Origin of the sequence: Nocardia sp. NPDC059180 (assembly GCF_042754945.1) — a bacterium.
Lineage (GTDB): Bacteria > Actinomycetota > Actinomycetes > Mycobacteriales > Mycobacteriaceae > Nocardia.
On the sequence record NZ_JBHZBU010000006.1, the window covers coordinates 115,515 to 127,903 of the forward strand.

The following is a 12,389-nucleotide window of genomic DNA, read 5'->3' on the forward strand; positions in this document are numbered from 1 at the left end:
GCTAAACTCAGTTTATAGAATAAACAGTTGTCCGGCGCAAGGGAAGGCAGGCGATCGCACCGATAGAGTCGACACGAGCGAGGAGGGTGAACAGATGACGTCCGGGGAACGCGTACTGCCGAAGTCGGTGGAACTGATGTGGGGGCTCGAGCAGCCGGGCGGCCGCGGCCCGAAACGCGGGCTGAGCCTGGATCAGATCCTCGAGGCGGCGATCACCGTCGGCGATGCCGAGGGATATGCGGCGCTGTCGATGAACCGGGTCGCCCGCGAACTCGGGTTCACGGCTATGTCGCTGTACCGCTACGTGGACAGCAAGGCCACGCTGGTGGAGATGGTGCTCGACCGCGTCGTGGGGTTGCCGCCGGAGATCGAGCCAGGTGGGTCCTGGCGCGTCGGCCTCACGGTATGGGCACGCACCGAATACGAGGTCCTCGGCCGCCACCCTTGGACGTTGGATATCCCGCTCGGGTCACCGCCCTTGGGTCCGAACAATATGGCGTGGCTGGAGACCGGGCTCGGCACCATGCGGGATCTGCCGGTGCCCGAGGGAGTCAAGCTTCAGCTGGTGATGAATATGTCGCTCTATGTGATGGGTCGCCGCCGGATGGCCCGCGACATCGCTGCCGGTGTCGATTCCGACGCCGATTTCACCGAGCCGCTGCGGCAGTTGCTCGACCCGCAGCGGTTCCCGGCATTGCTGTCCGCGCTCGCCAACCGCGCCTTCGACGAAGAGGACATCGACTGGGATGCGGCGGATTTCGAGTTCGGGCTGGAGCGGCTGCTCGATGGCTTCGAGAGCTTCCTGCGCCGCTTCGATCGGTGACTAGACCGACAGATCCCGCCGCAGCTTCGCAACGTGCCCGGTGGCGCGCACGTTGTACTGCGCCACCTCGATCTTGCCTGCCTCGTCGACCAGGAACGTCGAGCGGATGACGCCGGTGACCTTCTTGCCGTACATCATCTTCTCGCCGAACGCGCCCCACGTGGTCAGCACGCTGCGTTCGGGGTCTGACAGCAGCGGGAAGTTCAGGCCCTCGTTATCGCGGAACTTGGCCAGCTTGGCCGGCTTGTCCGGGGAGATGCCGATGACATCGAGGCCTGCGCCGGACAGCTCGGCGAGGTTGTCGCGGAAATCGCAGGCCTGCTTGGTGCAGCCGGGTGTGCTCGCGGCCGGGTAGAAGTACACGATCACCTTGCGGCCGCGGTAGTCGGCGAGCGAGACATCGTTGCCATCGGCGTCGGGCAGGGTGAAATCGGGAGCGGTATCGCCGGGGGAGAGACGGTTGTCGGTCACCACCGAACCGTAACCGAAGGCCATGGCCGCGACCGCGGATACACTCGTCGGCGAGCCCTGGACCGGCCCGTGTACGACGGCCGGGCGGGGGTCCGCGAACTTGTCGCGCACCGCGCGGCGACGCACGACACAGCACCGATCCGCGCGCGGGCGCGGCGATTGTCTACAGGAGGCGCCAAGTGGCAAGGGATACCGAGCGGATCGAGCAGGAGATCGAGGCCGCGCGGACGCGACTGGCCAGCACGCTGGACGAGATCGCGGTACGGGCCGATCCGCAGCGGATCGCCGACGACACCAAGCAGCTGGTGGTGGCCAAGGTCAATCAGCCCAAGGTGAAGTACACCCTGATCGGTGCGGGTGTCCTGCTGGCCGGGCTGGTGCTGGTCAAGATCTTCCGCTGATCGCGGGCCGGACCCGAAAAGACGAACACCCGGTCGGCCGTAGCCGCACCGGGTGTTCGTCTTTTCGAGCGTGTCAGACCGTCGGGCACGCGAATCCGTCGCCGTCGGGGTCCAGATGCGGGCCGAAACCGGGTTCGCCACGGAAGATCGGCGCCCGGCCTGCGGCCTTGACTTCCTCGCAGTTGGCGAAGGCGCCACCGGCCGAGCCGGTCTGCGCGGTCCCGGCGGAGCCGGTGGCCGCCGAGCCGGTGTCGGCGGCGGACGAACCTGTGCCTGCGGAACCGGAAGGGGCGGGGACGGCCAGCGCGGCGGGCGCCGCGAGGAGGGTCAGTCCCGCGACGGCGACGCTGACGATGAGCCGGCGAACGTTCATGTATTCCTCTATGTCTGCTGCGGTGGAGTTGGCGCTCTCGAGTCCGAACGCCGCATCCACTGTTGTGACGACCCACGCACTTGTCAACCGGGTGGCACCGAAATGCCAGCCGCGACCGGCGGTTCTGCGTCGACGACCAGGGGCGACACAGCGCAGGGACAGTGTTCGGTGAATTCCGGTGAAACGGCCGGTTGTGGTAGGGATCTTGCAACGAGCGTCGCGCGCTCGGTATCCGGGCGCGCGAGCTGGAAACGGGAGAGGGCAGTTGGTACGGATCAGCGAGGGCACGGCGGCCGCCACGGCGGCCGCCGCTTCGATGCCACGGGACGCGAAAACGGCCGACTACCGATTGGATCTGGATGGTCTGCGCGGTGTAGCGATCGCGTTGGTGGTGGCGTTCCACATCTGGTTCGGCAAGGTGTCCGGCGGTGTGGACGTGTTCCTGGTGCTGTCCGGGTTCTTCTTCACCGGTATGTTGCTTCGCCGCGCCGAAGGTGACGGCGGGATCGGCCTGTGGCAGACCTTCCGCCGCACCGCCCGGCGACTGCTGCCCGCGTTGTTCGTGGTGCTCGCGCTGGTCGTGGTGATGACCGTGGCAGAACACCCTTATACCCAGTGGGCGGATATGTCGGGCCAGACCGTGGCCTCGGCGCTGTATTACCAGAACTGGTACCTGGCCAACGCCGCCGCCGACTATCTGGCGGCCGATCCCTCGGTGAGCCCGCTGCAGCATCTGTGGTCGATGGCGGTGCAGGGGCAGTTCTACGTGGCAATCACGCTGCTGCTTGCCTCAGTCGCCTGGATCTGCCGTCGCTCCGGACGTCGGTGGGCGGTGCGGCCCGCGGTGGGGGCGCTGGCGGTGGTGCTCGGCATCGCTTCCTTCGTCTACGCGGCGCTGCGTTCGGGCACATACCAGGAGTGGATCTACTACGACAGCGGTGCGCGCGCCTGGGAGCTGCTGGTCGGTGCCCTGCTCGCGGTGGTCGTGCCGTTCCTGCGGGTCCCGGACCGGATGTGGGTGAAGGTGGGCATGTCGCTGCTCGCGGCCGCCGGGCTGCTGGCCGTGCTGACCTGCGGAATCCTGTTCGACGGCGCGCGCCAGTTCCCTGGCCCCGCGGCGCTGTTCCCGGTGGGTGCGGCCGTCGCGTTGATCCTCGCCGGCCTGCGCACCGAGTCGGGATGGAAGCCCGCGGTGTCCAAGTTGCTTGCCACCCGGCCGATAGTCGAACTCGGCGCCGTCGCCTATGCGCTGTATCTGTGGCATTGGCCGCTGCTCATCTACTACCTGATCCAGACCGACACCGAGGTGACGTTGCGGGGCGGGCTGTTGATCATCGGCGCGTCGCTGGTCCTCGCGGTGCTGACCAACCGGCTCATCGAGGAGCCGCTGCGGCTGCGGTCGGGTGGATCGGTCACCTCACCGGTCTGGCTGCGGCGCGGCGCCGCGGTCGCGGTGACCGTCGTCGGTGCGCTGGTGCTCGGTGTGTCCGGGTTCTGGCAGGGCGTACTGATCAACAACCCCGCCCGTCCCATCGGGGCGCTCGACCCGGTGGTGTATCCGGGCGCCGAAGCGCTGCTGGCCGGTGCGACGGTCCCACCGGCCCGGGTACGGCCCTCGGTGCTCGAGGCGCCGGGTGATCTGCCGCCGTCCACCATCGACGGCTGTATTTCCGACTGGTTCACCACCGAGATCACGACCTGCGTCTACGGGGACCCCGCAGGCACGCGGACCATGGCCGTGGTCGGCAACTCGCATGCCGAGCACTGGCTGCCCGCGCTGGACGCGCTCGGTCGGGCGCACGGCGTCAAGGTCGTCACCCTCCTCAAGATGGGCTGCCCGCTCAATCTCCGCGAGGACGCCAAGTATCGCGGACTCGATATTCCGGACTGCCGCGATTGGTCGCGCGCGGTGGTCGATCGGCTCGGTACCGAACGGCCCGACTGGGTGTTCACCACCGCGACCGAGCCCCAATGGCCGATCGGCGGCGACAAAACGCCCGATGAGTTCGTCGAGGTGTGGACGGCGATGGCCGAGCGTGATCTCGAGGTCATGGCCATTCGGGACACGCCATGGCTGCGCAACGACAAGGGCACCAGATACCGCGCGGTCGATTGCCTTGCCGCCGGTGGCGACGCCGAGAACTGCGGCATCGCCCGCAGCGAGGCACTGTCGCCGGTCAACCCGGCTATCGAGCCCGCCGCGGACTTCGCGAATGTGCATCTGCTCGATCTCAGCGATGCGGTATGCGGCCCTGAGGTCTGCCGGGTTGTGGTGGGCAATGTGCTCGTCTATCACGACGAGCATCACCTGACCGCAAGCTACGTCCGCACCATCACCCCGGAGCTGGAACGTCAGATCGGCGCGACGACCGGCTGGTGGTGAGCCGCCCGGTCTCGCGATTGGTGTCTACGTCAACCAATGGTGACTAGCATCGTGTGGTGGTCGGATGGCTGAACGACGAGGAACAAACCACGTGGCAAGCCTACATCCTGTTGCGACAGCGCATGGATGCGGCGATCACGGCCGGATTGGCGGCCGACGGTCTGTCGATGCCCGATTACGAGCTGCTGGTCTCGCTGTCGGCTGCCCCTGACGGTTGTCTGCGCGCCAAGGAGCTGGCGGCGCAGGTGTGCTGGGAGAAGAGCAGGCTGTCCAAGCATCTGGCTCGAATGGCCTCGCGTGGCCTCGTCGAGCGGCGTCCGGTGGCCGATGACGCCCGCGGCGTTCTGGTGCGGCTGACGCCGCAGGGGCGTGCGCTGCTCGAGCGTGCGGCACCGCATCATGTCGCGCTGGTGCGGGAGATGTTCATCGATGACATCACCGACGAAGAGGCGCGGGCGCTACGAACGTTGTCGGTGCGTGTCGCCGGACGTTCGCAGCGCCATCGGCCCGGGCCGGGTACGGAGTTCGCAGATCCTGCCGGCGATGCGGAAGCGGTGTGATCGGGGTCAGGACCAGGGCGTGATCGGTGGCTTGACCCACAGCAGCTTCTCGTCGCGATGCGCACGCCCGGCGGCGGGATGATCGGGATGACGCTCGGCCCAGGCGTCCTTCTCATCGAGCAATGCCGCCACCGACTGCCACGTCTCGCCGGTGCTCGGCGGATTGGTCTGCGCTGCTCGGGCGAGTTTGCGTCGCGTCGCGGACGACATCGCCAGCAGTTCGGCGCCGGTGATACCGCGCTCCCATATGAAACCGGCCAGGCGCCGCGCCTTCTCGGCGCGGCTCCTGGCCGCAGCGTCGGAGTGGGCGTAGTCGGCCATGGCGCAGTGTACGTCGGGGCCGATGACGCGGGTTCGCGTCAGTACGCGCTGTTGACGTTGTCCATCGAGCCGTAGCGGTGCGCCGCGTAGTTGCAGGCGGCCACGATGTTGGACACCGGGTTCCAGACGTCGAACGGGGTGCCTTCGACGTGGTAGGCGGCGAAGGTGGGGTCGATCACCTGGAGCAGGCCCTTGGACGGGATGCCCGCGGCGGCGTTGGAGTCCCACAGGTTGATCGCCTGCGGGTTGCCGGTGGACTCACGCATGACGTTGCGCATGATGCCGTCGTAGGAGCCGGGGATGCCCTTGGCAGCCATGATGTCGAGCGCCTGGCGGATCCAGCCGTCGAGGTTGTCCGGGTAGACCGGCGGCGCGGGCATCGGGGCCGGAATCGGCTCCGGTGCGGGCGCGGGGGCCGGGGCCGGTGCGGGCACGGCTTCGGCGACCGGCTGGTCGGCAGGCTTGTCGGCGACCGGCTGGGCCTGCGCGGGCTGCTGCTCGGAGACCATCGCGATGCGCTCCGGAACGCTGTCATCGGCGACCGACACTGCGGAGGATGCGGCGACGGCGACGATTCCGGCCGCGGCTACCGCGAAGGCGAAGCCCTCACGCAGCGAGCGGCGGCGGATGTTGGAAAGGCGTCGGTCAGGCATGGCGAAATCGGTTCCCTTGATCGGTATAGGTTTCGATCCGGCCGCATCGGGGCAGCACGGATCCACGGCGGCGGCTCTCTGCGCGCACGCCGGAACAGGGCTGTGTGCTGTTGTGGGGTTGTGTTGTGTGACGGGAACACTCAGCGGTTCCCGATCACCGACGCGTGGATCTCATGCGGTTCCCGGGAACTCGTTTCCCGGCCCGCCGCGTCGCGCGGAACTCCACTCGGGTGGAGCGTCGGCCCTTGCTTCGACCTGATTGCAGAATGGTCACGGAAGATTAACGGAAGATGAACAACCGGCCAATCGGAGGCGATGTTGACCTTGAAGGCCTCGAGTGAACTGCATCGATCCGCTATCTATGCAGGAGGTTCCTCAATAAACCTCTTGTGCCTCAGCTCACAGAAGTTTTCAACTCGAAGTCTGTTTTCGGCCTCGAAAGTGACATTCCCGTGACCTTGCCCGTGTATTCGCGCGTGACCGAGGACACTGTGTCGGGATAAGTAGAAAGCCCCGGCATCGTCAGTCGAGCGTCGTGTTCCATCTCGCTGAGCGTCTGGCTCCCGGTGTATCCGGATTGCGTCCAGGTTCGCGCTCTCGGCCGGCCGTATCTCGATCAGTCAGGGGTGGCCGTGTCTTCCAGGTGGGGTTTGCCCAGGCCGACTATTTCGAAGCGTACCGCTGCCCACGTTCGCTCGACAGTTTCCGCGGACGCGCTGAAGCTGAGCATCGCCACGCCCCGCATCGCCGCCATGGCGGTGACGAACTTCGATTGGAAATCCGGGATCGCCATCAGTGCCGGCACGTACTTCGCTGCCAGTAACCCCAAGTGTGCCATCAACTCTCGATCGAACCGCCGCAGGTGCGATCGCAGCTCGGGTTCGGTGCGCGCGGCGACCCAGAGTTCGATGGCTGCGGCGAACAGCGGTCCGCGGTGATAGTCCCACAGCCTGTCGATCAGCGATTCGTAGTCGACCATGGACTTCGACCGAGTTGGGGTGAGGGACCGTTCGACGTCGGTGGAGATCTTCTCCGCGAGATGATCCAGTGCCTGGACCATCAGATCGGGCTTGGAGGAGAAGTAGTGGGCGTGCGCGCCTCGACTGACTCCGGCCTGCTTGACGATCGCGCCGGTCGTCAGATTCGCGTATCCGTACTTGACCAAGGATTCGATGGTCGCGTCGAGCAGGGCCGCGCGGGTCGCGGCCCGCCGCTCCGCCTGGGTACGACGCGGGCGGGTGGTGGGGAGGGCCATCGTTCTCCTGATGCCGATGCGATCGGAACATACATTCGGTGGGTTACAACTTAGTGTAGCCCGCGGAGGCTATGTGCGGCCCATCATCGCCCTGATGAGGCGGTTTGTCTCGATTTCCTGCTCTGCTCGAAGCCTATATGGAGTCTCGAGGAATCTTGTAAACATCAATTCATGTTTGTAAGTATCTGACCGATACCCGTTGCATGCCCCCGGGCAAGCTTCTGCGGCGCAACCTTTCCCGATGCGTGACCTGTCGGGGCCGTGCCTGGTCGCCAGGCACGGCCCCGACAGGACTGCGGTCGGTGCGCAGGAGGGCCGGACACTTCCGGTCCGGGCACCGGCTGTCGACCGGCTTACGGAGCGAGCAGCCCCTTGGCGACGTGTGTCACCTGGATTTCGTTACTCCCGGCGTAGATCATGAGAGACTTCGCGTCTCGAGCCAGCTGCTCGACCCGGTACTCACTCATGTAGCCGTTGCCGCCGAACAGCTGGACTGCGTCCATGGCGACGTCGGTGGCGGTCTCGGAGGAATACAGCTTGATCGCCGAGGCCTCGGCCAGGGTCGGCAGCTTACCGGCCTTGGCTCGTTCGAGGACGTTGAAGACCATGTTCTGCACATTGATCCGTGCGACTTCCATTCGCGCCAGCTTGAGCTGGACCAGCTGGAAGCGACCGATCTCCTGGCCCCACAGTGTCCGGGATTTCGCGTAGTCCACGCACAGCCGGTGACACTCGTTGATGATGCCCAACGCCAGCACGGCCACGCCGACCCGTTCGGCCACGAAGCTCGAGCGGGCGCTTTCACGGCCGTCGCCGCCTTTGTGCTCTTCGGTTTCGCCGAGCAGCCGATCGCGGCCGAGCCGGACATTGTCGAAGAACAACTCACCGGTGGGGGAGGAGTGCATCCCCATTTTCCGGAACGGTTTGCCCTGGGTGAAGCCCTCCATGCCTTTGTCGAGCACGAAGGTGAGGACCTTGCGGTCGCGTTTGCCGACCGCTGGATCACCCTCGTCGAGTTTGGCGTAGACGACAACGAGATCGGCGTAGGGGCCGTTGGTGATGAAGGTCTTCTGCCCGTTGAGGATGTAGTCCTCACCATCGCGCCGCACATAGGTTTTCATGCCGCCGAACGCGTCGGAACCGGAGTCGGGTTCGGTGATCGCCCATGCGCACACCTTGTCGAGGGTGACGATATCTTTGAGCCAGCGTTCTTTCTGCGCGAGTGTGCCGCGGGTGGCGATCGTCGCGGCACCCAGGCCAAGGCTGACGCCGACCGCGGCGACCAGCCCCAGGCTCACTCCGGACAGTTCGCTGACCAGGATCGCGCCCATCGAGGCCTGGGCCGCGGCGGCGCCGAGCCCACCGTCGCCGGAGCTCTTGGCTTTCTCCGGTTTCGGTTCCCCGGCAGCGATCCGCTCGGCTTTGGAGCGCTGGGTACTCAACAGGTGGTCGACGGCCTCGCCGGCCATCGCGTCCACCCCGAACTCACTGAACAGTTTCCGCAGAATCGGGTACGGCGCCAGTTCACCACTTTCGAGGGCGTCCAGGTGCGGCCGGATGTCCCGGTCGATGAATTCGCGCACGCTGTCGCGGATGATCAAGTCGGTGTCGGACCACTCGAACATCATTGTTCTCCTTGCTATTCCGGTATTCAGGGCAGTCGTGCCGCGATGTCGTCGATACGCCAGGGACCGTCGGTTTCGATGGTCTTGACGTCGTGCCAACCCGCCAATTCCGAGATCGCGCCGCCCTGGACTGCGAAGACTTTGCCCGTCACCGCACATTTATCGGAGGCCAGGTAGGCCACTAGCGGCGAGATATTGGCGGGACTGAAGGCGTCGTAACCGCCATCGGTGACGGCGGCCTGCTCGGCTGCCATGATCGCGCCCATGCCTGGGGTTGCCAGGGTCAGTCGGGTCCGTGCGATCGGGGCGATGGCGTTGACCCGTACGCCGTAGCGCTCCAATTCCTCGGCGGCGACGAGAGTAAGCGCCGCGATCCCGGCCTTTGCGGCACCGTAATTGGCCTGTCCTGCGTTCGGGACCGTCACGCCCGAGGCGGAGGCGGTGTTCACGACCGCCGCGGTGGGTAGGTCACCGGCTTTGGCGCGGTCCTTCCAGTACGCGGCGGCGTGCCGCAGCACGTTGAAGTGGCCCTTCAAGTGCACAGCGATCACCGCATCCCACTGCTCTTCCAGCGTTCCTGCGATGAACGCATCGCGCAGAATGCCGGCGTTGTTGACGACGGCGTCGAGCTTGCCGAACGCCGAGATTGCCTGGTCGACAAGGCTGTTCGCACCGTCCCAAGCGGCGACGTTCGCGGAGTTGGCGACCGCGCGCCCGCCGGCGGCGACGATCTCGTCGACCACCTGCTGCGCGGTTCCGGCATCACTTCCCTCACCGGCGTTGCTGCCGCCCAGGTCATTGATGACCACCGCTGCTCCCTCGCGGGCGAACAGCAGTGCGTGCTCGCGGCCGATGCCGCGCCCGGCACCGGTGATGACGGCGACTTTGCCTTCCAAGGCACCCATGTGATTTCTCCTATTTCAGTCGGCGATGTCGGCGAGGCCGTCGCCGAGCACGACGTCGGTACCGCGCACGGTTTCGAAGGCGTAGGTGGTGATCCCATTGCGGGAACCGACCTTCCAGATCCGGGTCTCGAGGTCGTCTCCGGGGAACACCATCTTCGAGAAGCGCACTGCCAGACGCCGTAGCCGCGCCACCTCGGAGTCGCCCACTTCGGTGAGCACCGCCCACGAGGCGAAGGCCATGGTGCACAGGCCGTGCGCGATGATGCCCGGCAGCCCGGCGTCCTTGGCCGACTGCTCGTCCAAGTGGATCGGAACGGGGTCACCGGATGCCGGTGCGTAGCGGAAGGTTTGGTCGTCATCGATGTGCTGAGCCACCTTCGCGACCGGCTCGCTGTCTCGGATTCCCTCGGGAAGCCGATGCGGCGGCGACAGCTCACCGGCTTTGCGTCCGTTGCTGGCATCCTCGCCGCGGAAGAACATCGTCACGTACTGCTCGTTGACGAGTTCACCGTCCGCACCACGACATTCGACCTGCACGACCGCGCGGGTGCCGTTGTCCAAGCCCTCGTAACCGATCATCTTCGCCCGTGACACCAGGGTCTCGCCGGGCCGGATCGGCCGATGGAAATGGAAGTCTTGTTCTCCGTGCACGCCCCGGCCGAAGATGTGCAGCGGGACAACGTCCACGGCCGGTTCGATCATCCGCTCGAACACGGGCACGATCGCGAACACCGGTGCCCCGACGTCGCCACGTCGATGGGCGTCGATGGGATCGTTGGTCGCTGCGGCGTATTCGCCCATACGGTCACCCGTGACCTCGAATCGGTCTTCCTCGGTCCACGTGCCGAGGTTCTCGTCGGCGAACACGAGCTCCGTGTTCACCATCAGGCGGCCTTCGCTGCGGCCAGTTCGTCCAGCTTCTGCAGCGTGGCGTCGAGTTGCACGGCGCCGTCCTTCTCGACCGCCTTGCCAAGGGCGCCCTTGATCATCGCGCCGTCGAAGTCACCGGAGACGGTGAAATCGGTACCACCATCGGCGGCGTCGGTGATGGTGAAGGTGAATTCGCACTGCACCCCGGCCATGCCGGTGCCGGCCAAGACCAGACGGCCGGGCGCGTCGATTTCCTTGACAGTCCACTCGATCTTGTTGGCCATGCCGAGCATGACGATCTTGGCGACCAGTGTGGTGCCGACCGTGATCTCGGCCGGTGGCTCCTCGATCCACTTCTCGTGGATGGTGAACCACTCGGCCCAGCCGCGCAGATCCGAGACCGTGGTCCACAGAGTGTTGCGGTCCGCGCTCAGGTGCTTGGTTTCTTCGATGTGTCCCATGACATGTGCTCCTTCGAGGGGGTGTTCAGCGCTCGGCGCGCTGGTAGGCGGTGATCACGGCGGCCCCGCCCAGGCCGATGTTGTGTTGCAGCGCGGCATCGACGCCGTCGACTTGACGGTGGTCGGCCTGCCCGCGTAACTGCCAGGTCAGTTCTGCGCATTGCGCCAGGCCTGTAGCGCCCAAGGGGTGCCCCTTGGAGATCAAGCCCCCTGACGGGTTGACGACCCACGTGCCGCCATAGGTGGTGTCGTTGTCGTCGATCAATGTCGCGGCCTCGCCCCGCTCGCACAGGCCCAGCGCCTCGTACAACAGCAGTTCGTTGGCCGAAAAGCAGTCGTGGAGTTCGATGACCTGGAAATCGCGTGGGCCCAGACCGGATGCGGCGTATACCTGTCGTGCGGCGGCGACGTTCATGTCGTAGCCGATCAGCGCGGCGCAGGTCCTGGCGGTGAGTGATGACTCGAAATCGGTGGTCATGGCTTGGCCGACGATCTCCACGGCCTGCCCGGCAAGACCGTGACGGTCGACGAAGCTCTCACTGGCCAGGATCGCCGCGCCCGACCCGTCCGAGGTCGGCGAGCACTGCAGTTTGGTCAGCGGCTCGTAGATCATCGGCGCATCCAGGATGTCGCCGAGCGAGTACTCGTCCTGGAACTGGGCATACGGGTTGTTCACCGAATGCCGGTGATTCTTGTAGCCGATCTTGGCGAAGTGCTCGAGGGTGGTGCCGTAGGTCTGCATGTGCTCGCGACCGGCGGCGCCGAACATCCACGACGCGGGCGGCAGCTTGACCTCCGAGATCTCTGCCAGCAGGTCGATGTGGCGCATCATCGGCTGCTCACGGTCGTCGTAGGTCGAGCCGAGCGAGCCCGGCTGCATCTTCTCGAAGCCAAGCGCCAGCGTGCACTCCGCCAGACCGCCCCGGATCGCCTGCGCCGCGAGATAGAGCGCCGTCGACCCGGTCGAGCAGTTGTTGTTGACATTGACCACCGGGATACCGGTCATGCCCAGCTCGTAGACCGCGCGCTGGCCCGAGGTCGACTCGCCGTAGACGTAGCCGACAAAAGCCTGTTCGACCTCGCGATAGTCGATGCCTGCGTCGGCGAGCGCCTTGGTGCCCGACTCGCGTGCCATGTCCGGGTAGTCCCAGGCGCTTCCGTCCTCGTTCGTCCGCCGGCCCGGCTTCTCGAACTTGGTCATGCCTACGCCTATGACAAACACCTTGTTCGCCATCGCGACCCTCCTTCCCGGAGTGGTACAACCACTCCTTCGGCCGCAAACATACAT

At 66.0% G+C, this 12,389-nt stretch carries 14 protein-coding genes; 4 read left to right on the plus strand and 10 right to left on the minus strand.

Features of this window, described 5'->3' with window-relative positions; genetic code table 11:
• Positions 1-94 precede the first annotated feature (94 nt).
• Positions 95-823, plus strand: a complete 729-nt coding sequence (locus ACFXNW_RS19850; RefSeq protein ID WP_379419193.1) for a TetR/AcrR family transcriptional regulator — start codon at positions 95-97, stop codon at positions 821-823.
• On the opposite strand, the gene bcp is transcribed toward ACFXNW_RS19850, so the two are convergent.
• On the minus strand, positions 824-1,318 hold the full coding sequence (gene bcp / locus ACFXNW_RS19855; RefSeq protein WP_379419456.1) for a thioredoxin-dependent thiol peroxidase: 495 nt from the start codon (positions 1,316-1,318) through the stop codon (positions 824-826).
• Between the two features lie 155 nt (positions 1,319-1,473).
• Here bcp and ACFXNW_RS19860 point away from each other — a divergent pair, with 155 nt between their 5' ends.
• Positions 1,474-1,695 carry a DUF3618 domain-containing protein gene (locus ACFXNW_RS19860; RefSeq protein WP_379419194.1) on the plus strand — a complete coding sequence of 74 codons (222 nt, stop codon included), beginning with the start codon at positions 1,474-1,476 and terminating at the stop codon, positions 1,693-1,695.
• Between the two features lie 73 nt (positions 1,696-1,768).
• Here ACFXNW_RS19860 and ACFXNW_RS19865 read toward each other — a convergent pair whose 3' ends face one another.
• Complete coding sequence (locus ACFXNW_RS19865) at positions 1,769-2,068, minus strand: excalibur calcium-binding domain-containing protein (RefSeq protein ID WP_379419195.1); 300 nt, start codon at positions 2,066-2,068, stop codon at positions 1,769-1,771.
• A 316-nt stretch (positions 2,069-2,384) separates the two neighbouring features.
• On the opposite strand from ACFXNW_RS19865, the gene ACFXNW_RS19870 reads away from it, so the two are divergent.
• Positions 2,385-4,451, plus strand: coding sequence for an acyltransferase family protein (locus ACFXNW_RS19870; protein ID WP_379419457.1), 2,067 nt, complete (start codon positions 2,385-2,387; stop codon positions 4,449-4,451).
• A 56-nt stretch (positions 4,452-4,507) separates the two neighbouring features.
• The gene (locus ACFXNW_RS19875; RefSeq protein WP_379419196.1) at positions 4,508-5,011 is read left to right on the plus strand and encodes a MarR family winged helix-turn-helix transcriptional regulator; all 504 of its coding nucleotides are present in this window, start codon (positions 4,508-4,510) and stop codon (positions 5,009-5,011) included.
• A 6-nt stretch (positions 5,012-5,017) separates the two neighbouring features.
• Here the strand turns inward: ACFXNW_RS19875 and ACFXNW_RS19880 are convergent, their stop codons facing one another.
• The 8 genes from ACFXNW_RS19880 to ACFXNW_RS19915 all read right to left on the minus strand — a co-directional run bounded on the left by ACFXNW_RS19880 (position 5,018) and on the right by ACFXNW_RS19915 (position 12,335).
• Positions 5,018-5,332, minus strand: coding sequence for a hypothetical protein (locus tag ACFXNW_RS19880; protein WP_379419197.1), 315 nt, complete (start codon positions 5,330-5,332; stop codon positions 5,018-5,020).
• A 38-nt stretch (positions 5,333-5,370) separates the two neighbouring features.
• Complete coding sequence (locus ACFXNW_RS19885) at positions 5,371-5,985, minus strand: transglycosylase SLT domain-containing protein (protein ID WP_379419198.1); 615 nt, start codon at positions 5,983-5,985, stop codon at positions 5,371-5,373.
• 616 nt (positions 5,986-6,601) lie between these two features.
• Positions 6,602-7,240, minus strand: a complete 639-nt coding sequence (locus ACFXNW_RS19890) for a TetR/AcrR family transcriptional regulator (protein ID WP_379419199.1) — start codon at positions 7,238-7,240, stop codon at positions 6,602-6,604.
• Between the two features lie 353 nt (positions 7,241-7,593).
• Complete coding sequence (locus tag ACFXNW_RS19895; RefSeq protein WP_379419458.1) at positions 7,594-8,865, minus strand: acyl-CoA dehydrogenase family protein; 1,272 nt, start codon at positions 8,863-8,865, stop codon at positions 7,594-7,596.
• Positions 8,866-8,891: 26 nt separating this feature from the next.
• Positions 8,892-9,770, minus strand: coding sequence for an SDR family oxidoreductase (locus tag ACFXNW_RS19900; protein ID WP_379419200.1), 879 nt, complete (start codon positions 9,768-9,770; stop codon positions 8,892-8,894).
• Between the two features lie 15 nt (positions 9,771-9,785).
• A complete protein-coding gene (locus ACFXNW_RS19905) occupies positions 9,786-10,655 on the minus strand; it encodes a MaoC/PaaZ C-terminal domain-containing protein (protein WP_379419201.1) in 870 nt (289 codons plus the stop codon).
• On the minus strand, positions 10,655-11,101 hold the full coding sequence (locus ACFXNW_RS19910) for an SRPBCC family protein (RefSeq protein WP_379419202.1): 447 nt from the start codon (positions 11,099-11,101) through the stop codon (positions 10,655-10,657). The genes ACFXNW_RS19905 and ACFXNW_RS19910 overlap by 1 nt, the downstream gene beginning before the upstream one ends.
• Before the next feature lie 25 nt (positions 11,102-11,126).
• Entirely contained in the window at positions 11,127-12,335 is a 1,209-nt protein-coding gene (locus ACFXNW_RS19915) for a lipid-transfer protein (protein WP_379419203.1), read from the minus strand.
• Between the last annotated feature and the right edge of the window lie 54 nt (positions 12,336-12,389).